Origin of the sequence: Streptomyces davaonensis JCM 4913, from assembly GCF_000349325.1 — a bacterium.
GTDB classification, from domain to species: domain Bacteria; phylum Actinomycetota; class Actinomycetes; order Streptomycetales; family Streptomycetaceae; genus Streptomyces; species Streptomyces davaonensis.
On sequence record NC_020504.1, the window covers coordinates 4308390 to 4332974 of the forward strand.

Sequence of the window (24585 nt, forward strand, 5' to 3'; positions counted from 1 at the left end):
TCAGCGAAAGATAGATCATCATCGCTTGGTCCTGGTCTCCGCCCCGCGAGGTCGCATGCCCCTCGCTCCCCCACACATCCACATGCCCCAGATCGAAGCCGCTGAACGGCGGTTGCTCGTTCTCGGCTACGGAGAATCTGAATCGCATGGGATCTCGCCTCATCCCTCCAACATCGCTGCGGTCTCTTTGAACATCCGTGCCAGATCCGGAGCGTCCGCCCACACCTCCGGCTTGCGGGACGCGACCGCGTACAGCAGATCGCCGTCGTACCAGCCACCGCTCCCCTGACGGAGCGCGGCGTCCCGGAGGATGTCGACGGCGAGCGGCAACAGCCAGGGCAGGCCGACGTCCTGGCAGATCAGGCGGGCGAGTTCGTGGGGCTCCAGGGTGCCGATGGGGCGGCGGCGCAGCTCGTGCACGTTCTTGACCATGACGGTCGTGTCTTCCGGCGGGTCCGGCCACCGCTGCCCGTCGAGTTGCTCAAGGGAGCGGCTGTGGACGCTCATTCGTTCTCGATCCTCCCCATTGAACGAACTCGACGTCCCAGACAACCTCAGGCCGGAAGCTCCCGCAACGCACCGGCGCGCGAAGACCGAGAACAGCCCTGACCGCCGACGATGTTCATCGGCACCTTCATCTTCATGAACGACGCCGACGCCAGGCCTTCAGAACGTCCTCGGCCGCGTAGGCGATGCTGAGCCGCCATGCCCCCGACTTGCTCGAAACCCGTGACGCGATCACCCGCCACTTGAACCACAGGGGAGTTCCCGGAACGGCACGAACGTCAGCGTGTCGTCGACGGCGTTCTCGGCGCAGCCCCGGTGCCCCTCCGCCCGCAGCGCGGCGTACAGCTCCGGCGTCAACGCACCGTTGAGCCGCGCCGCGGTGCCCGCCGCGGTGAAGGCGAACCCGCGCTGAGTGGCGTTCGGCAGCCGCATCGCCCGAAGGATCCGAGGTGAGGCATCCTCCAGCGAACAGTTGAAAGCCAGCCCGATCACCGCAGTCCCCAAGGACCGTTCACCGCGCTGGAACGCCGCGTCCACCTCAACCGGGTCGTCGATACCCAACAACCCCTCCCCGGTCTCCCAGTCCCACCCCGAGTCATGTTCAGCCGCCATGCCTCCACCTTGCCCGACGTCCGTGACGCGATCACCCGCCACTCGAACCACAACGAGAACTCCAGGACCTGGCCTCTCCGCCCGGATCCGGTTCCGTCGCGATCACGTGCCGCCCCTGTCAGCAAGCCTCCGCCCAGCGGGCTCGGCGGTTCGCCTCCCTGCGGTCCGTGTCTTCCGCGGCGCGCTCGGCGTGCCAGCGGCCCACTGCGGACTGGGCCCATCAGCGACGCCGACGCAGGGTGTTCCAGGCATTCCCGACCGTCTCCCCGGACCGCAGCCACCAGCTCTCCAGCTTGTTCCGGGTTCTTGTCACCATCTTCCGGCGCTTGAACCACGGCGGCAGCTGCCGGAACGGGACGAACGTCAGCGTGTCCCTGATGGCGTGCTCGGCAAAGCCGCCGGGGCCCTCCTCGCGCAGCGCGGCGTACAGTTCTGGCGTCAGCGCGCCGTTGAGCCGCGCCGCGGCGCCCGCCGCGGTGAAGGCGAAGCCCCGCTGCCCGGGGTCCGGCAACTGCATCGCCCGCACGATGCGCGGGGACGCCTCCTCCAGCGAGCAGTTGAAGGCCAGTCCGATCACGGCCGTACCGAGATACGGCTCGCCGCGTTCGAACGCGGCATCCACTTCGACGGGGTCGTCCATGCCCAGCAGACCCTCGCCGGTCGCCCAGCCCCACTTGGACTCCACAACCACGCTTCCTCTGTTTCCTGAACCCTTAAGACCGGCTCAATGCCATTCCTCAGGGTTGAGCGCGGCCCCGACGAATCCGTCCCCCGAAGTGATCGTCAGGTCCTGCAGGCTCTCCCTGAGTTCAATGCGTTTCGCGTCGAGTTCACGGAACTCGAAAACGAAGTGCTCGGCGATGGCAGGCCTGTCCTGAGGGAATCCATCCAGGTCGACCGCCGAGTTCGCCCGGTCCGCTCCCTGGCAGAGGACTGACAGTGATGATTGCTGTGGCTCCGCCCGAGGGTCTGACTCAAGGACTGACTGGCGCTTCGGCTGTCCTTGGCGTGAATCGTCGGCCTTCCGGGCGGAGCCGCTATGCGCGTGGCCGGTCGGGCGTCTGTGACTTCATAGGAGCCCGGCCAAAGGTCCCATCACTGTCTTGTCCGTCTGCCCGACCGGCGCGTGCTCTCCCTCACGCGTCGTACGGAAGGACAGCAGGCTCCAGCATGGCAGCAGACGAGATAGCGGTCATCGGCGGCATTGACACCCACACCGACCTGCACCAGGCCGCAGTGATCGACACCGTGGGCCGGCACCTGGCCACCCGGGCGTTCGAGACCACCCCGGACGGCTACCGGCAGATGCTGGAGTGGCTGTGCTCGCACGGTGAACTCCTTGTGGTGGGCCTAGAAGGTACCGGTGCCTACGGAGCAGAAGCCGCCCGCTTCCTTACTGCGAACGGCGTCACGGTCATCGAGGTCGACCGCCCCGATCGCAAAGCGAGGCGGGACAACGGCAAGTCCGATCCCGTCGACGCCTACGCCGCCGCGACCGCCGTGCTGTCGGGCCGGGCCTCGGGCATCCCGAAGACCCGCGACGGGATCGTGGAGGCCATCCGCACCCTGCGGGTGGCCCGCAGCTCGGCGGTCAAGGCCCGCACCCAGGCCATCAACCAGATCCGCACGCTGATCGTCACCGCCCCTGCCACGGTGCGCGAGAGGCTGCGCGGCCTGGCCACCGGCGAACTGGTCGACACCCTTGCTCGTTCCCGCCCGGCAGGTGACCTTGCCGATCCGGTCTGCGCGGCGAAGATCACGCTGCGACGGCTCGCTCGCCGCTACCAGCTGCTCTGCGAGGAGATCGCCGAGGCGGATGCGGACCTTGGGCCGCTGGTCACCCGGGCGGCACCGCGCCTGATCGCTCTGCCCGGCGTCGGCCCGGAGACCGCAGGCCAGCTGCTGACCAGCGCGGGCGACAACCCCGACCGCCTGAAGTCGGAGGCGTCCTTCGCGCACTTGTGCGGAGCCGCTCCAATCCCGGCCTCCTCGGGACGCACCAACCGGCACCGACTCAACCGCGGCGGCGACCGCCAGGCCAACAGGGCGCTGCACACCATCGTGCTGGTCCGGATGCGCTACGACCAGCGGACCAGGGACTACGTCGCCAAACGCACTACCGAAGGCATGACCAAGAAGGACATCATCCGCTGCCTGAAACGGTTCGTCGCCCGTGAGGTCTACAAGCACCTGCCCCACCCACGGATCACAACCGAACACCTCATCCAGACCACTTGACGATCTATAGGAGCTTCACGAACAGGGGGAAGTGTTCCGTCTCCAGCAGTCGATCGGCCTCTTCGACGACAACGGCGATTCCCACGCCCCCGGTCACCGCGCCGCACAGGTCGTCCAGGCAGTCCACCATCGCGTCCCAGTTCCGCCCGAAGTAACCGGGGAACTGAAGCGCTTGGGCGAATGCCGTATAGATGCGCTGCTCGGTCATCAGCTCATGGGAGTCGAGGCGGTGGACGTGGCCACCGTTCGCCTCAAGACTTGCCAGCTGCCGACGAACCTCGGCGTCTCCCTGAGGGACGAAGACGACCCAGGGCTCCGAAGTCCCCGTGATGTCGAAACCGGTCATTCCTGGATCACCCTGCGAATTCACCGACGTAGTAGAAGGTTCCGTACTGGTCTGGCATGTAATACGCGGGACCGGGGCCGTTCTTGGGAGTCAGCAGCCGCTCCGCGCCTCTGATTTTCCTCAGGGCCTATGAGGTGACCACCTGGGCGGTAAGCCTAGGAACGCTCGATGAACCGGTTGTCTCCGGGGGCCGTGCTGATTTGCCTGACCCTCGTTGTTCGAGGACAAGCGGGGGAAGAAGGGCGATGGAGGGGGAGCAAGAAGGGGTGAGGCCGAGGCCGGGCGACACCCGGTTCAGCCCACCTCGTTCTCCGCCACCGCCTGCCCACGCACGATCACGTCACCGCCGTAGAACATCCCCGTGAAGACCGGGGAGTAGGTCAGCTGGACCTCGACCTGCACCTGGTCCACGGCCGCCACCACGCAGTGCGTCGCCGCGATGTCCGGCCCGGACATGTCCATCTCGCGCGCGAACGCCTTCACCCGCGCGTCGCAGTTCTCGAAGTTGATCGGCGCGGGGCCGCCCTCGTTGTCGTAGAGGGCCTCGCGGTCGATGTCCTGGGCGGCGTAACGGGCCGCCTGCTCCGCGATGTCGGCCGCCCGCTCCCGCTTGGAGATGGACAGGCCGCCGTCGATCACGAAGGCGGAGAGGGACAGGAAGACGAGCGCGAAAATGATCACCGCGCCTGCGCCCGAACCTCGGTCGTCCATGCGGTCGCGCAGGCCCGCAAGCCACAGCCGCACGCTCTTCACGCCGACCTCCGGAACGGGTCCAGCGGGGAGCTGAAGGTCGCGTCCATGGTCGGGTCGATGTCCAGGCCCAGCATGGCCAGACCGCGGACCCGGCAGCTGACCTGCACCGAGAACAGCGGGTCCACCTCGGGGTCGAAGCCCGTGCTCGTCTGCGTCACCGTCACCGGGCCCGAGCACACGTCCGCCAGGTTCGCGGCCGCTGCCTTGCGGGCCTCGGCCATCGCCGTGCCGTGGTCCTTCTGGATGGAGCCCGCGCGGGCCGCGTCACGTGCCGCGCCGTCCAAAGCGCCCCGGCCGTCGACCAGTTGGCCGAAGGCGACCAGGACCAGGATGAACAGCATCATCACCGGGGCGAGGATCACGACCTCGACCGTGGACAGGCCCCGGTCGTCACTCGTTGCCAAGTCCCGCAGGGACTTCATCAGTTCTCCCCCTCCGGCACGAACCGCTCCACCGGCCCCGCCGACTGCGCGTGCACCGTGAAGTCCAGGCCGGGGAAGACCGACGGCACCTTCGCCGTGATCTCCACGCCCACCGTGTTCTGCTCCGGCTGGAGCATCGTCACGTTCGGCGAGAGCACCAACGCCGGGCCCAGTTGGTCGATGTAGCTGTTCACGACCGTACGGGCCTCGCCGCGCCAGCCGCCCGGCTCGGCGTCCGCCGTGGCACGGGCCTTGCGGGCGCCGGCCTGCGCCGCGGCCTGGGCCACATGATCGGCGAAGAAGTACAGCGCGAACTGCACCGTCGCGAAGATCATGAAGAACAGCACGGGGGTCAGCAGCACGAACTCGATCGCGGTCATGCCGGAGTCACCGCGGAACAGGATCTCCTCCCGTCTACGGCGTATCCATCTCCGCATACGTCGCTGCACCCCCGTACCAGTACCCGTACTCGTACCCGAACTCAGCAGGTGCCGCTCTGGTTGGCCCCGTTGATGCAGTTCTCCACCTTCTCGGCACCGCCCTCGAGCGCGCGGTTGATGATCGCGGCGACCACGCCGACGATCGCCACGACGACCGCGGAGATGATGACCCACTCCACCGCCGAGGCACCGCGGTCCAGTTCGCCGGAGCGGGCGCGCTGCACGCGGCCCTGGAGGAAGGTGACGAGGAAGTCCACCGCCGGGATCCCCGTACGGAAGTTCCGTTCGGTCATGGTCAGTTGTCCTTTCAGAGGGTTGGTCGGCGTCAGACCTGGAACACACGCATGGCGGCCGGATAGATCAGGAACACCAGGAAGCCGGCACAGAGCAGCAGCTGCGCCACGAGCATCGACTGCGACTTCTCGCCCGCGCTGCCCTCGATCTCGGCGAGTTCGCGGTGCCGCATGGTCTCGGCGCGGGAGGCGAGGGACTCGCGGACCTTCGCACCGTCGTCCGCGACCAGGGCGAGGGAGGCGGAGAGGTCCTTCAGCTCCTCCACGCCCAGCTCCTCGCCGAGCGAACCCAGCGCCTGCCACTGGCTGATGCCGGTGATACGGGCGTCGGCGAGGGCGTTGCGGATGCGCTGGTTGGCCCAGCCGTCCGACACCTCCGCCGCCGCCATCAGCGCCTCCGGCAGACCGCGTCCGCCGGCCAGGCTCATCGACACCAGGTCCAGGTAGGCGCCGATCACGCGTCGCAGGTCGCGCCGCTTCTCGGCCGCGTCCCGCCGTACCTCCACATCCGGGAGGAAGAAGAAGAGGACCGCGAACAGCAGGGCGAGCCAGACCGGGATGATCGGGCTGCTGCCGAAGCCGAGGGTCCAGACGACCGCGAACAGGAACGGGCCGAAGAACAGGCCCGCCACGCCGAGCAGCGCCTTCGTCGCCAGGAAGTTCTCCCAGCTGCGCTCCAGGACGGCGAGGTCGGCCCGCAGCGAGCGCTGCTCCCACCCTTGCTGAAGGTAGAACTCGGCGACGCGGCGGCCGACTTCGGCCCGCGTCGAGCCGAGACGGCCCTTGCTCTGAGTGGGCCGGGCGGATTCGTACGCCGCCCCGCGTGCCCGCATCGCGTCGATCCGCGCCACCTGCGAGACCGCGCTGCGCTTGGTCGGCATCAGGGCGCGGACCAGGGCGTAGACGCCCAGTCCGAAGACCGCGCCCACGACGATCGGCATCGTCACTTCGCTCACCGTCGTCCCCCTTCCTCCGACTGGAACGGCGACTGCTGCGGCGCGCCAAGCACGGCGCCAGGTGCGGCGCCAGGTGCGGTCTGCACACCGGCCTGCACACCGGCCGCCGCGGGCGTCCTCGGCCGTACGAACTGCACCGACGACTCGTCGCGCACCAGGAACCGTTCGGGCGTCTCGATGGTCGACAGCTTGCGCAGCCACAGGAAGCCGAGCGCGAACAGGCCGCAGACACAGGCGAGTACGAGCTGGCCGACCGGATCGCCGTACGGCTCGACGAACTCCCGGTTGAAGATGGAGAGTCCGAGGACGAAGGCCACCGACACCGCGACGACGATCTGCACCGAGCGCCGTGTGGAGGCCCGCTGGGCCATCACGCGCTGACGCATGTCGACCTCCTCACGGGCCGACTTGGCGAGCGCGCCGAGCACCTGGCGCAGGCCGGGGCCGCGCAGCCGGGCGTTGAGGATGAGCGCGGCGACGATGATGTCGGCGGACGCGTCGTCGATCTCGTCCGCGAGCTGCTGGAGCGCCTCGGGCAGCGGGGTGCGCGAGCGCAACCGGTCGACCAGGGCGTCCAGATGGGGCCGCAGTACCGGGGCCGCGGCCCGCGCGGACGCCGGGATCGCCTGTTCCAGACCGACCGCGCCGGCGATCGTGTCGCGCAGCGACTCCGTCCAGGAGGCGAGCGCCTCCACCCGCTTCATCGCGGCCCGCTCCTCGGCGGCACCGCCGAACAGCCGGTCCCAGAAGAAGACGAGGATGCCCGCCGCGATCCCGAGCACCGCCCACCGCGTGAGCAGCAGCACCACAAGGCCTACGCCCGCGGCGAGCGACCCGCGCTGACCGGCGAACCGGATCAGTTCGTTGGCCCGCTCGCTGGCCTTCTGCTTCTCGTGGTCGGGCTTGGCGGGCAGTCCGCGTACGGCGATCAGCAGCAGCGCGAGTCCGCCGCCGACGGCGACACCGCAGGCGAGCGCGTACAGGACGGTCGTGGAGAACAGGCCGCCCATGGAGCCGAGTTCACTCATGTGCTCACCCCCAAGTTCCGGCGGGCCGGTAGCCGTGCGCCATGAGTTCCTCCAGGCAGGCGAGCGGCGCGTGCGGTACGACCCGGCCGTCGGGCGCCTCGGCGAACACCTCGCTGGACAGCACGCGGCCGTCGACGCCGTTGACCTCGCGGATGGAGGTGACCATGCGCTGGAGCCGGCCGCCGCTCTGGTAGTCGTTGCGCCGCTGGATGAAGGCGACGAAGTTCACCGCGCCCGCGATCAGCATCTGGCTGGCCTCGATGGGCAGTCGCTCGGTCGCCTGAAGCGCGTAGGTGGAAATACGGTTGAAGACCTCGCTGGAGCTGTTGGCGTGGATCGTGGACAGCGAGCCGTCGTTGCCCTGCGACATCGCGTTGAGCATGGTCACGATCTCGTCGCCGAGCACCTCACCGACGATGACGCGCGAGGGGTTCATACGGAGGCTGCGGCGTACCAGCTCCGCCATGCTGATGGCGCCCTGTCCCTCGGAGTTGGGCAGCCGCTCCTCGAACGCCACGACGTTCGGGTGGAGTTCGGGGAAGGTGTCGAGCCCGAGCTCCAGCGCACGCTCGACGGTGATGAGCCGCTCGTGCCCCGGGATCTCATTGGCGAGGGCCCGAAGCAGCGTCGTCTTACCGGCGTTGGTGGCTCCCGCGATCATGATGTTCTTGCGGGCGCGGACCGCGCAGGCGAGGAAGTGGCCGACCTCGGGGGTCAGCGTGCCGTTGCCTACGAGGTCGGAGATGAAGACCTTGCCCATGCGCGCGCGACGGATGGACAGCGCGGGCCGCCGGGCGACGTCCATGACGGCCGACAGACGCGAACCGTCGGGCAGCCGCAGGTCGAGCTGGGGGTTGGCGGAGTCGAAGGGCCGGGACGACAGACCGGAGTAGGCGCCGAGGACCTGAATGAGCTCGATGAGCTCTTCATCGGTCTCCGCGACCGGGTCCCCCTTCACCTCCCGCCCATCGGAGTAGCCCACGAAGACCTGATCGCACCCGTTGATGTCGATGTTCTCGACCTCGGGGTTGTCGAGGAGCGGCTGGAGGCGGCCGACGCCGAAGAGCGCGGCGTGCACGGCGGCCGCGTACTGCTCCTCGGTCTCCGCGTCGAGGGGAGTGCGCCCGGCGTTGATCTCGGTGCGGGCGTACTCCTCCAATATCTGCGCGATGACGGCACGGGCGTACTGCCGCTCGTCCTCGCTGGACATCGGGGTGACACCGCTGACCTGGTCAAGGCGGCGCTGCTCGGCGATCCGGTCACCGGCCTCCTGCCGGAACCGCTTGACCAGCTGATGGTCGACAGCGCTCATCCGGGCTGGCCGTTCATCTGGGCCTGATGGGCCCAAGCGGCGCCGTACTGCTGGTAGATGTCGGCCGCGACCTTGCGGGCCGAGCGGATCAGCAGCGACTTGTCGAGGCGTCCGCGCTTGCGTCCGGCGAGCTGGTCGGCGCCGGTGGGGTCGTCGGCGATGGTTCCGATGACGCGGGCGCCGGTCTGGGCGTGCACCAGCATGTCGTTGACCTGGCCCGCGATCTTCGGGGCGTCGCCCGGGTCGGCGACCAGGACGACCCCGATCAGCGGCGTGCCGAGGCTCGCGGCGCCGCGCGCACCGCCGTGCAGCTTGGTGGCGAGGGCGGCGGCCCGGTCCCGGACGCGGGCGATGGCCTCGGGTTCGGTACGGCTGATGAGGAGCACGAGGGCGGCGTGCGGGAAGAGTTCGACTGCCGGGGTGTCTCCGCTGATGCGGCCGCAGTCGGCGATGACGTCGGCGGGCGCGTTCGGGGAGTCGGCGAGGGTGGAGAAGGCGTGCCCGAGGGTGGGCCAGAGCCCGGTGAGCCCGGCGGCTTGCTCGGCGATACCGAGTCCGACGAGGACCTCGAGTCCCCCGCTCAACGGCTGGACGTGGTCCCAGAGTTGATCGGGCACGAGGCCGCGCCGCGCGGTGGCGGCTATGGACAGCATGCCGGTGTTGGGGTTGAGCGGCCCGCCGTGCGCGGCGGCACTGCGGTAGACCAGGTCTCCGCCCGCCGGGTCGGTCTCGGCGAGCAGGACGCGGCGCGGCCAGACCGCCGAGAGGGCGACGGCCGCGGTGGTGACGCCGGGGGAACCCTTGTCGGCGGCGAGAGCGATGAGCGCCATGGGGTGTGTGCCGCCTTCTAGTTGCTGCCGGGGACGCGCACGATGGCCACTTCGCCGTTGGACGCGGCCTGGGCGAGGGGCGCGGCCTCGTCGGTGTCGACGGTCACGGTGATCGTGAAGTTGGTGCTGCCGACGAGGTCTTCGCCCTTGTCGCCCGGCACGGAGGAGATGGTGGCCTGGTCGACGATGACACTGCTGCCGCCGGCCGCGGACGAGCCGCCATTGGCGTCCGCGTCGTCGGAGTCGGAGCTGGAGCCGGAGGTCGCGCCGACGCGGTAGGCGGCGACGACATCGCCGACCTTCAGCCCGGTCGGGTACTGGCCGGCCTTGAGCGAGAGACCGACGGTGGCCTTGCCCTGGGCGGGACCGGCCTCCTCGCCGAACATCTCACCGACGGCGACGGCTCCGGCGGGGATGGTGTTGACGGCCTTGAGCTTCTTGAGGTCGTCCAGCAGGGACCACTTGACGTAGTGGATGCTCTCGTCCTCGGCGACCATGACGGAGGTCACGTTGTCGTCGGTGACGGACCCACCGGCGGGGATCTCCTCGGTGACCTTGACGACCTCGACCCGGTCACCGGCCTGGAGCACGAGCATCGTCGCGCCCAGCGCACCCACGAGGATGAGCAGCACCGCCAACGCGGCCAGCGCGGGTTTGCGCTCGCGAGGAGGAGTGGGAAGCCGGTCGCCGACCGACGGCTGAGCCGGAGCCGCGGAACGTCCCGCGCCCGCCCCCGTACGCTCCTGGATCTTCACGCAACCGCTCCCCGTACACCCAAGAAATTGTCTGCCAAGACTGCCAAATACTTTGCAATTCCGGACACTTCACCCCCCTTCCTGCCTCATCTTCGCGTCTTGCGCGGATAGTCAGCAGCTGGGGTGAGTGTCAAGCCATCGCACCGTATCAGCCGCCCATAAGCCCCTCAAGGCGCGTCCGGCCCCGTGCGGAGCGGGGACCGTACTGTTACGCGTCCGCAACTGGAAGCCCAGGTAACTCAGTTGTGGACCCGCCCGTGAGCTGCGGTTTCCTGTGCGGGAGCGAAGGGCTTACCGACCTCCGCCGGCCCATCCCTCACGCGTCAACCATGAGTCCTGCACGATTCACTCACGAGCGGGGCAGGCACCCATGCCATGATCACCGATTGCCGATCGGGGATCGCCGAGCCGAAGACGGACGAACGGACGAACGGACGAAGGGTTACGGACTGACCGCCATGGCAGATACGACGACGAACCTCCTCCCGGTGAACGGTGCGACGCTGTCCGCGGACCCACGCGTCCTGGAAGCCGCCCGCACGTCCGGCGCCCGGCACGGGATGGACTACACGGATGACAAGGCCGTGACCGCACTGCTGGCGGAGCGGCAGCGGGCGATGGGGGCGACACAGCGCGGCTGGCTGGCGTGGATCGGCGGACTGACTCTCACGGCGGGCGTGATCCTGCCGTTCACGGTGACGGCACTGCCCGAGCGCAGCGCGAAGCAGGCGCTGCTGGTGACGGGTGTACTCCTCATAGTGGGCGTGACCTCGCTGACCGCACTCTGCGTCCGCTGGAAGCGGGAACTCACACACCCGGCCCTGAACGGCTACCGCGAACTCCTGGGCGTGGCCCGCGCCCACGGCATACCCCTTACACACGTACCGGCGTGGTTGGAGGGCCGGACGTCGGGCGGAAGCGGGAAGGGTTGGGCACCGATACCGAAGTACCCGAGTGCGCCCCCGCTCCCGATAGCCACGCACGACGCCGCCCCCAGCCCTACCCAATCCACCCCGACCCCGCCGAAACCGGCGGGGGTCGCCGAGTACGAACAGATGGCGGACACGGGCGGCTGGCACGACGAAACCGGCTGCCTGCTCCTCCTCGTGGCCCTGATCGGCGCGGGCTGGGCCTGGGCCGAGAAGGTCCCCGTCGCCTACGGCCTCCTCGCCCTAATCCCCCTCGCCATCGCGATCTGGCTGGCAGGCAGCCGCCAGGGCAACAAGAAGCAGGCCCTGCGCGAGGAGGCGAAGGCATACGTCCAGGCGCTGACGGCGGCCCAGGCGGCGGGGGCGAGGATGCCGGAACTGTCGCCGGAGCTGAAGAAGCTGCTCGACGAGTAGAGAACTGCCGTCCGCGATGTGCGCACAGAGAGCTGGACTTGAGTCCGTTTCACACTATCGGGCGAGACAGCGGCATATGCCGAACCTCCGTGAGGCATCTCGCCTAGCTTCGCCCACATGGTCAGCTCATCCCACGAGGCGATGCACCACATCTACCAGGAGGACCCGGGGGTCTTCGCCCGGACCTTCCGGACCCTCGATCTCCCGTTCCCGGATCCGGTCGCCGTCTCTCTGATGCCGACGGATCTCACTGAGCTGAGACCCACGGAACGACGGGTGGACACACTCCTGAAGATCGACACCGCATCGGGCGACAGCCATCTGCTGATCGTCGAGGCGCAGGGAAAGAAGGATCAGCGGAAGCCATCGAGTTGGGCGTACTACGTCGCACACCTCCAGGAGAAGTACGGCGTCCCGCCCGTCCTCCTCGTAATGTGCCAGGATCTCGGCACGGCCGCCTGGGCCGCGAAGCCCTTCACGGTCGGACCTCCGCAGTGGCCCACTCTGACTCTGCGCCCCCTCGTCCTCGGCCCACACAACGTGCCGATCATCACGGACCCGTCCGCCGCGGCCCGGGACATTCCTCTCGCCACACTCAGCGCCATCACACACGCCAAGAATCCAAACGCCCCTGCCATACTGAAAGCTCTGGCCGTCGCCCTGAAGACCGTCGATGAGGAGACGGCGAGGATCTTCGCCGAGCTCACCGAACTCGGCCTCGGCGACGTCCTGGCCGCCGAAACCTGGAGGCAACTGATGTCCGTCGACCTCTCCTTCTTTCGCTCCGAGACCTCGCAGCGCTTGCGTGCCGAGAGCCGCGCCGAGGACATCTTGCTGATCCTCGACACACGCGGCGTTGAGGTCCCGGAAAGCGTGCGGGACAGAATCACCACCTGCACAGACCTGGACGAGCTTCGCGTCTGGCTCACCCGCGCCCTGACGGTGGACTCCGTCGACGACCTGTTCACGGAAGCGGAAACGGAAGCCGAAGCCTGAGGCACCGCCCCGCACGCCTCCCCCCCATAAGGCTCCGTTTCGCAGCAGTGAAGGGATGAGTAGAGTTCCCCGGTGAACTGCGGGCCAGGTACGGGGGAGGCGACAGTGGGCGCGTGGGAACTTTTGGTGCGGGTACGGGGGTTCCTCGTACTCGGCGTCCTGACGGCCCTGTTCGCGACATTTGCCGCAGCGACGCCCGCCGGTGCCGCGGAGGACGACACCCAGGCCGCCTACCTGGCCGCTCGTCTCCGCGAGAACCCGGTGTACGTCACGGACCAACTCCCGCGTGAGGTACCGAAGTCGATGACGCGGGACTTCGCGAGGGTGGCGAAGAGGACCGGAGTCCCGACGTACGTCCTCGTCCTGCCCGGCCAGGCGGCGAGCGGCGACGCCCTGCTCGGCGCGGTGCACGACCGGCTCGGAGAGGACGGGCTGTTCGTGGTCGTCGACGAGTCGTCGGTCTCGTACGCCATGGCATTCGGCGTCAGCGCACCCGCCGAGGACGCCCTCTCAGTCTGCCTGTACGAACTCCCCTACGACGCGGGCCCGTTGCGCAAGTTCGAGCTCTTCGCCGAGGTCGTCGCTCAGGGCAGCGAGAAGGCGGCGGCACGGGCGGACGCGGCGCGGGACAAGTACGCGGACGACGAGCCCGCGGAGATGTATATCGGCCCGTCCGATCGGGAGAACCAGTCGATCCTCACGGGGGTCCTGGTCACCGCCGTACCCCTGCTGATCCTGCTCCTGGTCCCCGGGGCACGGCGTTGGCGGGGGAAGCTCCGAGGCCGCGTCCCGGCCCGTAACAAGAGCACCGATCGCCGGCTCCCACGCTGGGTCACCCCCGCCGTGGCCCTGGCCGCAGCCGTAGCCGTCCCCTTCGCCGCGAGCGCGACCTTCGACCAGACGACGTCCAGCCCCTCCCCCCGCCCCAGGGCGATCGACCTCAACGCCCGCCTGGACCGGGTCGCGGAGGGCCTGGCCAAGGACCCGGTGTACACGGACCCGGAGAGCCCCCGAGTCCTGAGCACCACCCAACTCACCACTCTCCACAGCCGTATCGAGAAGTTCGAGCGGTCAGAGGGCGGCGGCCCGGTGTACGTGTCCGTCGTCCCACAACTCTTCGAGGACGAGTCGGAGGGCGACGAGGAGAACTTCGCCTACGCGCTCCACGACAAGCTCGGCAAGGACGGCGTGTACATCGTCGCCGACCCCCTCGACGGCTACATCGAGGTCTTCAACCACGGCCTGCGACTGGACAGTCTGGACCTCCTCTTCGACCTCCCGGAGTCGATCTCGTACGGCGACGACGAGGCGGACGAAGCCGAGGATCACCTGCTCGGCGACCGCCTCGACGCCCTGATGACCTTCCTCGACAAGTCCCCGCGCACGGACGAGCCGGAGACCTCCGGCGACCCGTACCCGGTCACCAACGCCATCACCGAGGACGACCTGCCCTCACTCTTCGGCGACGACTTCTGGCCGGGCCTCTTCCTGGGCCTGCTCGCGGGTGGTCTGGTGTACGGCCTGCTGGCGGGCGCAGTCGCCATCATCGCCGCAGTGCTACGGCGCCGCCGCCCCGAGCCGCTGTCAACGGAGTCACTGCCGGAGGTGTCACCGACGGAACCGTCGATGTCGTATCTCCGCGACACGGCAATGGTCGAACTTCGCACGCTGAAGGCGGACTTCGAGTCCGCGGAGCCAACACCGGGCCGAACGGACACGCGCCCCGGGGACTGCCTGGACGCGGCGCTGCTCCTGCTGGACGGCGACGCCAACCGCCTCGACGCCGCGGATGCGGCCACCCTGGTCGCGATCACTGTGCTCTCCCGCGCGGGACGTGCCGCCCTCGCCGGGAAGGCGTACAACCGCTGCTGCGCGGTGAACCCCCTGCACGGCCCCGCGGTAACCCGCCACCACGCACGGGTCACCGCCGAAGGCAGACAACGGCGCCTGCTCCACGTATGTGGCCTGTGCCGAGACACGGCGATCGCGGCACCTACCACCCTCCACACCCGAGTACTGACCCTGCCGGGTTCGAGCCCACGCGCGCGTTACGAGGATTCTGAGCTGCTAAACGTGATCCCTGAGGGCATCCGCCGCCTGATCGAGAAGGTGAGGGAGTCGGCGCATGTCGGGTAGGCGAGCGATTGCGGCCGAACTGACGGCGTGCGTGCTTGCCCCACCCTCTGCACGGCCGCGCGGCATGCCACACGAACTGGCGCCGCCTGGGCCGCGTCAAGGCAACCCGGGTTGCCACCTGCCCCGCGTGCGCAACGGCTCTCCGCGCCTTCCGAGCGCCGGAGTCCCTGACGGACGTGACGCCGGACGGCCACGTGGTCCCGTACTTCGAGGTTCCGGCGGAGCAGAGTATGTGGGCGGCAACGGGATACGGGGGTCGCTGCTGGAAGATGGGATGGCCAATCGGGTGGGGCGGGGGACTTTACGCGCGGTGCACACGGCTAGAACACGCGGCCATGACGCACCTGAGTCCCCAGCCCCAAGTCAACGGTTGAGGTCCATCACCCCGCCCCCGAGCCCGCGATACTCCTCGGCCACGACCGTGGCCACCAACGCTCCTCGGGAAGCATCAGGTTCGGCCGTGCGGCATGCACAGCGGCTGCGATGCCGAAGGCGCTACCGCAACGGCACAGTTCGGCGATGGTCACAGCCATCCCATAGTCGTCATCGACCACGCGGAGCACGTCGACCAGCATCTCGGCGGACTCCTCATCGGTCACGTAATGCCCGAACCGCTCGGCCAGCAGTTCACGAGTGCGTTCGGCCCGCGCCTTGATCTGCTCGGGAGTGAGGGTCTGTGCGGCTATCTGAGGGCCCGAAAACTGGTCCCACGGGCCTCAGCAATGTATACGCCCTGCACACTTCCTGCCGCCCTCCTCGCACGGCACCGCAGTAGCAAAACGGAATCCCGCTTCAACAGCGGCCCCGGACGCGGCAGTCAACACGTTCGGCGCTGCCGCCTGATTGAACACTTTCCGGTCACACAACACCGGCACAACCGCCCCTCTCATCCCGAATTGCCCTGATTCTCTGAAGAGTTCGCGGTGGCGAAACCGGGAACCCCACCGATAGCGTCAGTGCTCTTGACTGAACCTCTGTCTCACGGGGAGCCCCACTGTGAAGCGCCGCACCTTGCCCACCGCTGCCGCACTCGCCGCGACGGCAGCACTGCTGCTGACCGCCTGCGGCAGCGGGGATGACGAGCCCAGCGACAACGACAAGATCGCGGGCGCCGACCAGCAGTCCTCGAAGCCGGAACAGTCGACGGACCCCTCGGGAGCCCCGGCGGAGGACAAGCCGGACGGCGTGGACGTGTCCCTGCCTAAGGACGTGAACCTGGTCTTCGACTGGGACAAGCCGGAGGACAAGAACGAGGCGGCTGCGATGGAGGATGCGGCGAACTTCCTCCGCGCCATCTACCGGGGTGTCGACAAGCAGACAACCAAGGACGCAGCCCTGACTGCCTACGCCACTGGCGATGGCCTCCACTACGGGGAAGTCCAGATCAACGAGTGGATCAAGGGCGGCTGGACCGCTACCGGCACTCGCCGCCACTACGACAGCACCACTCGTTCCGCCTCGAATGGCAACTCCGTGGAAGTCGCGTTCTGCGCGGACACCGGGAAGTTCTACGGCAAAGAGGTCAAGACAGGGAAGGTCCTGAAGTCCAAGCCCAGCATCAAGGACTTCAACTACTACAAGGTCATCATGGTCAAGCTCCCCACGAGCGACGACCTGTGGCAGGCCTCCAAGGTCTTCGTCGAGACGGAGGCGGCGAAGTGCCAGTGAACACATCACGGCGAACTGTCGCCAACTCCATCGCCGCCGCCACTCTGGCCCTCAGCGCACTCGTCCTCATGACGCCCAACGCCGCGGCGGAACCTGTGGATACAGGTAAGGGCGATGGAACGCAAGAAACGAGCGGCGGAGGCGACAAGAACGGCATCTACGCCGCCGCACAGATCACATACTCCGGCTCGGTCGCCAAGAACGGCAGCACCGGCAACGTAACCTCCTCTGACGTCAACTGGACGCCCCCACCTTGCTGGTACGCCCCGTACCTCGGCGCCAAGGACTTCAAGAAGGAGATGTCCAAGGACATCGAGGGCCAGATGAGTGCCCCCGGCATGGGCGGCCACGCAGGCGCGGCGCTGAGCGAGTTGCAGCGTCACTACGAGGACGAGTACGGCTGGACCGACACCCCCGGCTACAAGGACTACAACGTCGAGAACGACGGCGAGGGGATGTTCTGGGCAGCCGTCGAGAACCCCAACGAGCCGGACGTACTGAAGCGGAGTTCCTGCAACGACCTCCCGTTCTGGGTCGACAACGGCGAGGCCCCGCCACCTCAGTACGAGGAGGCGATCACCCCGGAGATACTCGCCGCGCTGGCCTACCAGCACATGCAACTTCCCGACACCAAGGTCACGCTCGCTCCCGAGGCCGTCACGAAGGTCAACCTGCCGACGTGGGCCTGGCTCGACAAGGCCGTCTTCGACGAGGTCCAGGCGACCGCGGCCATCAACGCCCCCGGCTTCAACCTCCAGGCCACAACAACCGCCAAGCCAGTCGCCCTGAAGCTGGAGCCGGGCACACCGGACGCCGAGACCTACCCGGCATCCGGCGAGTGCGCCATCAACGAGGACGGCTCCATCGGTGAGCCCTACGCCAAGGGCAAGGCCGACCAGACCCCACCCTGCGGCCTCAAATACCTCCGCTCCTCAGGCGACGGCACCTTCAACCTCCAGGCCACGATCACCTGGGAAATCACCTGGGCAGGAACCGGCGGCGCCGGCGGCGACCTCCCCAACGGCACCTTCGGCAACGACCAGGCCGTCACGGTCCAGGAGATCCAGTCCATCAACCGCTGACCATTCCCACCGTAAGCGTCTGGCGCCTCGGAAACACGAGGCGCCACCCGGTTACAGGAGTGAGAGACATGGCAAACGACGGTGCCAAGCCAAAGGTGGACAATCCCGAGCGCGAGCGGCTGGTGAAGTTGAAGCAGCAGCTGGAGAAGGAACGCTCCGATCTGGTCGGCGCTCTGAAGAGGGCAGCTACGGACATCGGGAAAGGCGGCAGGGACTCCGCGAAGGCATGGGTTGGCAAGAACGCCGACAAATGGCACAACGACGTGTCCGGTCACCGCAAAACAGTGCGCTCCCGCATCGACAAGGTACTCGAGGATATTCAGCGCGAAATCGACAGCATGCCCGCGAAGGTCACCCCTGAGGAAGCCAGTTCGATGAACCGCAACAGACGCATGTACTGACACGGCGAAGACACGGCGGCAGCTCCGATACGAGGGGAACGGGGAACGGCATGCGCCCGGACGACGGGGGAAGCAGCGGGGGCGTCTTCTCGGGGATCGACTCCGCCAGACTCAAAGGCACGATCGACTCCGTGCAGCGGGACCAGGAGAGGCTCGAGCAGAGCGCCTCCTACTACAAGACGGAGCTCGCCTGGTACGGCGTGGGCGCTGAGGATCTCGGCGCCGTTCTGCGTGTGGCGCGCTGGGCGCGGGACGAACTCCCGATGCTCAAGCGGCGCTACCACTTGGCCCAGAACCTGGAGAACGCCCCGTACCCCGGCTTCAAGGGCATGGTCCAGATCAACGAGGCCGCGGTCAGTCGTGCCGCCAACGCTGCGGCGACCAAGGCCGCCAAGAGGGCCACGGAACTCGCGAAGCAGAACCCCGAGGACCTCACCCCGGAGGAGTTCGACGAGCTGAACGCCCTCTTCGCCGAGAACTACGACGAGTACCCCTTCGCCGAGAAGGTGATCGGAGCCCTCGGGGCAAGAAAGACGCTCCAGCTGTGGGACGAGATGAGCAACCTCGGCAACTCTCCCGGCTACGGCCGGACCTCGGGCTTCAAACGCGGCGACGAACTCGACGAGATGCAGAAGAACTTAAGTCTCACAGTAGCCGCGGCCACCAACTCCGACTCCTCGGAGATGAAGCAATGGAAGAAGGACATGGTCGCGCTCGGCGACGACCCGATCAGAGAGCCGGGTCCCGCGCCGCACGGCGACTCCGGGGGTCCCGACGGCTTCATCGTCATGAGCAACCTCATGCGCTACGGCGACTACGACGACAAGTTCCTCGTGGACTACGGTGACGCGCTCATCAAGGAGGACAAGCGCGTCATGGCGAACGCCGACGGCCTCTACGGCTCCGGCTGGGGAACTGGCGACACTGTCAACCACCTTGGCAACGACGCGGGCAACGACCCCCTCACCGGCTACATGAAGGCCCTCGCCAACAGCCCTGCCGCGGCGACCCAGTTCTTCACCGCCAAGCAGAAGGGCGACGACGGCAAGGCAGAGACGAACTTCAAGTACCTCTTCGAAGCCCGCAAATGGCCCAACGACAGCATGCCCGGCAAGGAGAGCGTGACGGGTCGGAATTCGATGGGCCATGCCCTTGAAGCAGCGACCACTGGCCACAGACCCGGCGAAGCGGCCACCGTTGAGGACTTGAAACACTCCACGGAGCAGGCCGGCCTGTTCGCTGCCCTCGTGAAGTCGGTGTCCCCGCACCAGGAACGACTACGCGAACACGAGCACCTCTCGGACAGCTTCGCAAACATCTCGGCCGATTACATGCCGGATCTGCATCGCGGTCTGGATCCAGACTCCATGTACCGGAACAAGCTCTACCCGACTCCAGGAGCCGCTGCTCAGATCCACAAGTACGACGCGGCACGATTCCTGCATGCCGTATCCCGTAACAAGGAGGGATACGACAGGCTCAACGTCTCCCAGCATGTGTACGCTGCCGCGCTAATGGAGGTGCAAGCCCAGCACCCCAATGCCTATCCCCAACCGACCGACGCCACGATCGACAAAATCGCCTACGAAACTGGCCTCTTTCAAGGCGTTATCGGTGATGGCCAGCATTTCCAAGCCGACAAGGACAACGCGGACGCGGCGGCACGCGGAGACGCATGGAAGCAGCATGCCAGCACATGGGGCGGCTCCCTGGTCGGCAGCGCGACAGCCATTGCGACAGCACCATTCACCGGTCCCGGCGGTGTCATCGCAGGCGGCCTGGCCGGCACGGCCGCAAGCGAGGTCTTCAACGGCCTCCTCGACGGCTTCGGCGGCGACGAGGAGCAGAAGAAGCAGGTATACCAAAACGTAAAGCGCATGGACGAGATCGAGCACTCAGCCATCTTGACGACCCAGGAGTCCGTCAAGGCCGCAACCGGAGACGCGGCGGCCGCATCCAGGGCTGGCGACGCAGCAGGCAGGGGTTTCGGCAACGCCTATGACCTACTAGACCGCAGCAGAACTGCCGAGTAGCCATATTGTCCGTTCGAAATCGACTAAGGGATCGATCATGCCGGAATCAGCCAGCCGCAGAATTTCCCAGAAATATCTAGCGTTTGGGGTTGTGGCAGCAGCTGTTATCTCTCTACTCGCCGCCTACCTTCTAGGGGCTTTCGAGAAGCGTGGCAAAATCAACGCCAACGACATCTGTCGCAACGTTCCCAATCGGCAAGAGACTGCCATGGTATTCAACTCGATACTGCCCCAATCTGCCCAGTATCACTTCCGTGAAACGTGGCATCCGGAAACGGACTGGAGTTTCAAGAGCAACTGCTCCACCAGAGGAGAAGGCGACAAGGCACTGTTCTCCCTGACGGCTGAAATGGGCTCCGCCCGGCCTTGGCAGCAGTGGGCGGAGACGGAGATCCCTCCAAATGACGGAGGAAAGATCACCTACTTCGACGCCGGCCTCAAGGGCATCTCCAACGCGGAGGTGGCTGCGATCTGGCTTCCCTGTTACGCCCACGAGGAGACGAGCAAGCAGCCCTGGAGCATGTCCGTATTCGCGGACGCCCTTAAACCTCTAGAGGCCTCGGACGAAGAAGCGCGCCAGACCCTCATCGACCTGGCCACATCCTTCGCCCGCCAGGCCCACGAAGACGCAAAATGCGACCTCCCCTCCAAGCTCCCAAGTTCGACAGCGATTAGGTGATCGAACTTGACGGAACCGACCCGCCACCGGCGCATCCGGCAACCCTTCATCTACGGAGGTACGGCTGCGCTCGCCGCCGCTGGTCTGCTCACCGCCTATCTCCTCGGGGCGTTTGAGAAACGCGGGCACATCGACGCCGATGACATCTGCCGCAACGTGCCCAACCGGAAGGCGACTGCCCAGATCTTCAACTCCGAGCTGGCTCGATCAGCCCGGTACGACTTCACTGAGAACTGGCGTCCGGACCCGGACTGGAGCTTCATAAGCCGCTGTACCGCTCATGGAGACGACGACCGCGCTCTCTTCACCCTGCACGCCAAAGCAGGACCGGATAAATCCTGGCAGCAGTGGGCCAAGACGCATATCCCACCGAATGACGGAGGCGAGATCACCTACTTTGATGCGGGCGTCAAGGGCCTTTCCAATGCAGAAATCGCTGCGCTCTGGATGCCTTGCTATACCCACGAGAAGACGAGCAACTCGCAGTACAACATGACCGTCTACGCCTTCGCGATCGACCCCCTCGAGGCCTCGGACAAGGAAGCACGCCAAACCCTCATCGACCTGGCCATATCCTTCGCCCGCAAGGCCCACAAGGACGCCAAATGCGACCTCCCGTCCAAGCTCCCGAACTGAAGGCCGGATCTCACCCCTCCAAGCTCCCTGCCTCCGTTCAAGCAGCCTCCGCCGATGCCCCGCGGTACGCCAAGTCACTGGCCACGGGTCGACGCGCCGGTGGGCGGCCTGCGTGCCGCCGGCCAGGGCGCTCCTCGGCGGTGGTTGGGGTGTTCTCATGGGCATGGGCAGTGTCGTGATCCGCACCTCGCGGGGGTAACAACTCTCCATCGCCACCCGTGACCGCACGGCTTTCCTCTCCACTCTGCTGCCGGTTACGGCTGCCCAGCGTCAGAGCCGGTAGGCCTTGCCTCACCGGTTCAGGGGCTCAGAGTGAGGACAAACCGTCCAAGAACCTCCCCGGAGCCGAGATCAGCGCGCCGCGAAACGAGAGGTTCCGTGTGTACACGCCCTCGAAGAGGATCGCGAGGCTGATGTCGACGGAGTCCACGGCTGCGTGAGCTGTTCCCGAGATGCTCTGAGGATCTGACGCACTGGAACGAGTCATGACGATCCGGGACTCCGGGCGTTCCAGCACGTGATGCCGTCGGTTCCCTTCCTCCCGGTACCGGTACTCCCGCCCCACGGCCCAGATCTTCAGCGCCCGGCCGCCTCTGCTCATCCGCAAGGTCTTCCGGGCGAAGGACGCGTGCTGCCCCGCGACGTTCAACTTTCCCTCAGCCAATCGGGGGCGTCCGCCATACCGAATGCTCTTGAACGAGGACATCGGAATGTTCTCGCCGGTCACCATGGCGCCCATGGTCTCCCTGGGTTCGCGCACGCCTACGACTTCCAAAGCGGGCACGATCAGCTCGACTTGGCCCAACTGCCCCACAGCGCCGCGCCAAAAGGTCACGTGGGCCTGTTCCCGCGACGTGACCGTGTTCGTGTGGCGCTGAAGCTCGAACGAAAATTGGGACATTCTCCGACCCTAACCTCTTCCGTCACAAAGGATCAACCAAAAGGATCAATCAAAGGGATTGAGCGCACTGCCCAATGCCTTCACACCGTCGGCGAGTTTCCCGGCTCCCTCGCTGATCTTCTTTCCAGCCCAGGCCCCGGCATCAGCGACCTTGCCGGGGAACTTCTTGACGGTGTCCCAGTTGTCGACGATGGTCGCGACACCATAGACGGCGCCCGTGACGACCGCCGCGCCGATCGTGATCGGGTTGGGAGCGATCATCGCTGCCGTGAGCGAGGCGTTGAAGGCCACGCCGGAAGCCTTCGCCACATAACCGGCCTTGTCCCGCTTGAAGGCCTCGACCGGGTTCCCTTCCTGTACGAGGTCGACGGCACCGATCACCGTGGAGACGGCGCTGCCGCCGACACCGGCCGCACGCCACCAGCCGGCCGTACGCATCGCCGTCCCGGCCCCTGAGGCGAACGCACTCAGTCGGCTCGCGCCGGTCGCCCTGCTCAGAGCACTGGCGTTCTTGCCGACCTTGAGCAGGTTCGCCTCCCAGGCCCACTGCCTTCCTGAGAGGGCGGCGAGACCGTCCTTGCCGGTCAGTGCGTCGAGGATCGGCGCAGGAGTGCGGGACCCGATGCTCGCGGCCAAGGATTTGATACTTGCGGGAATGAACCTGGACGACGACTGCCCCTTCAGGAGCTGTGCCAGCGTGGTCCCGGGCGCCTTCAGGAATTCGACGCTGCCGGGAGTCTTGAGGCTCTTGAAGTGCTTGATCAGCTGAAGTGTGCCCATCGCCGTCATCTTGAAGGCGCCCGGAACCGTGGAGGCCATCGCAGTGATGTCGATGTAGTCCCCGACGACTTCCCCGAGGTTCTTGTCACCCGTGACCTTGGCGACGGCATCACCCTTGATCCGCTCGATCCAGTCGGAGAGCGTCTCGCCCTTCTGCCGCTCCAGCCATTTGGTGTCGAATTTGTCGCCGTTCGCGACGGAGGCGTTCGCGATCAGCATCGCGTCGGGCGGAAGATCCACGCCCTTCAACTCCTCCGCGGTGAAACCCGCGTACAGCGCGGCCGCCTTGGGATCCCCCTTGTCGGCTCGCAGAATGGCCGCACGCCGACGAAGGTCGATCGCCGTGTCAGAGGTCCAGCTCTGCATGGGCTTGAGAGGGCCAAGCTTGTCCGACACACCAAGGCGGGACGCCCGGGTGAAGGCCTCGTCCAACTTGTCCCGCAGATTGCCCCTGCCGTCGAAGAGTTTGGCGAGGTGCTCCATGTCCTCCGGATTGGCCATGCGCTTGGAACTGTCGCTCATTTTTTCCCCGTTGTCATGTGCTGCGCTGCGTACGAGAACAAAAGCGGCTTCAGGAAGCCGGCTGAGCCTGCCCCGTGGAGACGAGCTGCGCTCCGTCGGGCAGCAGATCGGTGATCATCTGCCAGAGCTCCTTGGCCGAGGTGCGCCGCACCCTCAGCTCGCTGTTCTCGTCCACCTGACCCTCGACGGTGGGCTCCGCGGGCAGTTCCCGCAGCCAGTAGCCCTCGATCCCGCAGTCCCAGACCGCGAGCGCCGACACCGCAAGTCCGTTGCTCAGCGTCTTCTGCGTCTCGTCGCCCTTCCAGACCACGGTCATGCGCCACATGCAGTTCAGCTGGGACAGCACCTCCGCCATCCGCACGGGTGCGCCCGCCGCGTCGGCCACGGCCGGGGGCTCCAACTGCCCCGCTTCCATGCGGGCGATCACACCGTCGAACGCGCCCATGGTCGACGTGATCACCTCGTCGTGGTCGCCCCCGTCCGCGAAGTCCCGGTGCAGGTCCACCATCCTGGCCAGGGCCCACACCAGCGTCTCGGGCTCCGCGGGCACGTACTCCGACTCGGCCTCACCGGGCCAGTTCTCGTGCGTGAAGATGAAGTCGTCGCCGACGACGGCTCCGCTCTGCGTGACACCGCCGGGACCGGTCACCTCTACGCGGGCGATGACATGCGGCTCCATGAGTGTGGCGACGAGAGGGTAGAGATCGGCCACGATCTTGTCATCGTCCTCAAGGATTCCCCCTTCCCTCAACTCAGCCCGTGCCTGCGCCAGTTCGTCGGGAATCTGCCCTTCTTCCACGAGCAGCCCCAGCACGCTGACATGAGCGTCCGCCAGCCGCACCCGACGCCGGGCCCCATCTACAGAAGGCATTCTTCTTCCCCCTAAGGACTACATATCGTTGAAACGGTTGAGGAT

Annotated in this window: 26 protein-coding genes; 10 read left to right on the forward strand and 16 right to left on the reverse strand. The window is 67.0% G+C overall.

Annotated elements, in window-relative coordinates:
- Positions 1 to 159: 159 nt before the first annotated feature.
- From BN159_RS18785 to BN159_RS18795, 3 genes are all read right to left on the reverse strand, one after another.
- On the reverse strand, positions 160 to 507 hold the full coding sequence (locus BN159_RS18785) for a contact-dependent growth inhibition system immunity protein (protein WP_015658568.1): 348 nt from the start codon (positions 505 to 507) through the stop codon (positions 160 to 162).
- A 231-nt stretch (positions 508 to 738) separates the two neighbouring features.
- Complete coding sequence (locus BN159_RS18790) at positions 739 to 1119, reverse strand: hypothetical protein (RefSeq protein WP_015658569.1); 381 nt, start codon at positions 1117 to 1119, stop codon at positions 739 to 741.
- Between the two features lie 220 nt (positions 1120 to 1339).
- Positions 1340 to 1804, reverse strand: coding sequence for a hypothetical protein (locus BN159_RS18795; RefSeq protein ID WP_015658570.1), 465 nt, complete (start codon positions 1802 to 1804; stop codon positions 1340 to 1342).
- A gap of 485 nt (positions 1805 to 2289) precedes the next feature.
- Between BN159_RS18795 and BN159_RS18800 the strand changes: the two genes are divergently transcribed.
- Positions 2290 to 3357: an IS110 family RNA-guided transposase gene (locus tag BN159_RS18800; RefSeq protein ID WP_015657210.1), complete on the forward strand. Its 1068-nt coding sequence runs from the start codon at positions 2290 to 2292 to the stop codon at positions 3355 to 3357.
- Between the two features lie 4 nt (positions 3358 to 3361).
- On the opposite strand, the gene BN159_RS18805 is transcribed toward BN159_RS18800, so the two are convergent.
- The 10 genes from BN159_RS18805 to BN159_RS18850 form a co-directional block, all read right to left on the reverse strand.
- Entirely contained in the window at positions 3362 to 3703 is a 342-nt protein-coding gene (locus tag BN159_RS18805; protein WP_015658571.1) for a barstar family protein, read from the reverse strand.
- 294 nt (positions 3704 to 3997) lie between these two features.
- Positions 3998 to 4414 (reverse strand): Tad domain-containing protein, encoded by a 417-nt coding sequence (locus BN159_RS18810; protein ID WP_051113651.1) that lies wholly within the window; start codon positions 4412 to 4414, stop codon positions 3998 to 4000.
- Positions 4415 to 4452: 38 nt separating this feature from the next.
- Positions 4453 to 4878 (reverse strand): TadE/TadG family type IV pilus assembly protein, encoded by a 426-nt coding sequence (locus BN159_RS18815; RefSeq protein WP_015658573.1) that lies wholly within the window; start codon positions 4876 to 4878, stop codon positions 4453 to 4455.
- Positions 4878 to 5258, reverse strand: a complete 381-nt coding sequence (locus BN159_RS18820) for a TadE family protein (RefSeq protein WP_041819507.1) — start codon at positions 5256 to 5258, stop codon at positions 4878 to 4880. Before BN159_RS18820 ends, BN159_RS18815 begins: the two co-directional genes overlap by 1 nt.
- 101 nt (positions 5259 to 5359) lie before the next feature.
- Complete coding sequence (locus BN159_RS18825; RefSeq protein ID WP_015658575.1) at positions 5360 to 5611, reverse strand: hypothetical protein; 252 nt, start codon at positions 5609 to 5611, stop codon at positions 5360 to 5362.
- A gap of 32 nt (positions 5612 to 5643) precedes the next feature.
- Entirely contained in the window at positions 5644 to 6552 is a 909-nt protein-coding gene (locus tag BN159_RS18830) for a type II secretion system F family protein (protein WP_015658576.1), read from the reverse strand.
- An 11-nt stretch (positions 6553 to 6563) separates the two neighbouring features.
- Positions 6564 to 7595 (reverse strand): type II secretion system F family protein, encoded by a 1032-nt coding sequence (locus BN159_RS18835; RefSeq protein WP_015658577.1) that lies wholly within the window; start codon positions 7593 to 7595, stop codon positions 6564 to 6566.
- A 4-nt stretch (positions 7596 to 7599) separates the two neighbouring features.
- Positions 7600 to 8907 (reverse strand): CpaF family protein, encoded by a 1308-nt coding sequence (locus tag BN159_RS18840; protein ID WP_015658578.1) that lies wholly within the window; start codon positions 8905 to 8907, stop codon positions 7600 to 7602.
- Positions 8904 to 9737 (reverse strand): hypothetical protein, encoded by an 834-nt coding sequence (locus BN159_RS18845; RefSeq protein ID WP_015658579.1) that lies wholly within the window; start codon positions 9735 to 9737, stop codon positions 8904 to 8906. The genes BN159_RS18840 and BN159_RS18845 overlap by 4 nt, the downstream gene beginning before the upstream one ends.
- Before the next feature lie 17 nt (positions 9738 to 9754).
- Complete coding sequence (locus tag BN159_RS18850; protein ID WP_015658580.1) at positions 9755 to 10492, reverse strand: hypothetical protein; 738 nt, start codon at positions 10490 to 10492, stop codon at positions 9755 to 9757.
- Positions 10493 to 10950: 458 nt separating this feature from the next.
- Here BN159_RS18850 and BN159_RS18855 point away from each other — a divergent pair, with 458 nt between their 5' ends.
- The 9 genes from BN159_RS18855 (at position 10951) to BN159_RS44035 (ending at position 21466) form a co-directional block, all read left to right on the forward strand.
- A complete protein-coding gene (locus BN159_RS18855; RefSeq protein WP_015658581.1) occupies positions 10951 to 11835 on the forward strand; it encodes a hypothetical protein in 885 nt (294 codons plus the stop codon).
- A 117-nt stretch (positions 11836 to 11952) separates the two neighbouring features.
- Positions 11953 to 12831 (forward strand): hypothetical protein, encoded by an 879-nt coding sequence (locus BN159_RS18860; protein WP_015658582.1) that lies wholly within the window; start codon positions 11953 to 11955, stop codon positions 12829 to 12831.
- 126 nt (positions 12832 to 12957) lie between these two features.
- Positions 12958 to 14967, forward strand: coding sequence for a hypothetical protein (locus BN159_RS18865; protein ID WP_231905625.1), 2010 nt, complete (start codon positions 12958 to 12960; stop codon positions 14965 to 14967).
- A gap of 996 nt (positions 14968 to 15963) precedes the next feature.
- A complete protein-coding gene (locus BN159_RS18875; protein WP_015658585.1) occupies positions 15964 to 16635 on the forward strand; it encodes a hypothetical protein in 672 nt (223 codons plus the stop codon).
- Positions 16626 to 17717 carry a hypothetical protein gene (locus tag BN159_RS18880; protein WP_015658586.1) on the forward strand — a complete coding sequence of 364 codons (1092 nt, stop codon included), beginning with the start codon at positions 16626 to 16628 and terminating at the stop codon, positions 17715 to 17717. The genes BN159_RS18875 and BN159_RS18880 overlap by 10 nt, the downstream gene beginning before the upstream one ends.
- Positions 17718 to 17785: 68 nt before the next feature.
- A complete protein-coding gene (locus BN159_RS18885) occupies positions 17786 to 18118 on the forward strand; it encodes a hypothetical protein (RefSeq protein WP_015658587.1) in 333 nt (110 codons plus the stop codon).
- Positions 18119 to 18168: 50 nt separating this feature from the next.
- Complete coding sequence (locus BN159_RS18890) at positions 18169 to 20151, forward strand: hypothetical protein (RefSeq protein ID WP_015658588.1); 1983 nt, start codon at positions 18169 to 18171, stop codon at positions 20149 to 20151.
- Positions 20152 to 20188: 37 nt separating this feature from the next.
- Entirely contained in the window at positions 20189 to 20830 is a 642-nt protein-coding gene (locus BN159_RS45765) for a hypothetical protein (protein ID WP_063608096.1), read from the forward strand.
- Positions 20831 to 20836: 6 nt separating this feature from the next.
- On the forward strand, positions 20837 to 21466 hold the full coding sequence (locus BN159_RS44035) for a hypothetical protein (protein ID WP_015658590.1): 630 nt from the start codon (positions 20837 to 20839) through the stop codon (positions 21464 to 21466).
- A gap of 307 nt (positions 21467 to 21773) precedes the next feature.
- Here the strand turns inward: BN159_RS44035 and BN159_RS18905 are convergent, their stop codons facing one another.
- The 3 genes from BN159_RS18905 to BN159_RS18915 are packed head-to-tail and all read right to left on the reverse strand — an operon-like array spanning position 21774 to position 24540.
- Complete coding sequence (locus BN159_RS18905; RefSeq protein WP_015658591.1) at positions 21774 to 22367, reverse strand: hypothetical protein; 594 nt, start codon at positions 22365 to 22367, stop codon at positions 21774 to 21776.
- 45 nt (positions 22368 to 22412) lie between these two features.
- Positions 22413 to 23669 (reverse strand): hypothetical protein, encoded by a 1257-nt coding sequence (locus BN159_RS18910; RefSeq protein WP_015658592.1) that lies wholly within the window; start codon positions 23667 to 23669, stop codon positions 22413 to 22415.
- Positions 23670 to 23718: 49 nt separating this feature from the next.
- A complete protein-coding gene (locus tag BN159_RS18915) occupies positions 23719 to 24540 on the reverse strand; it encodes a hypothetical protein (RefSeq protein ID WP_015658593.1) in 822 nt (273 codons plus the stop codon).
- Between the last annotated feature and the right edge of the window lie 45 nt (positions 24541 to 24585).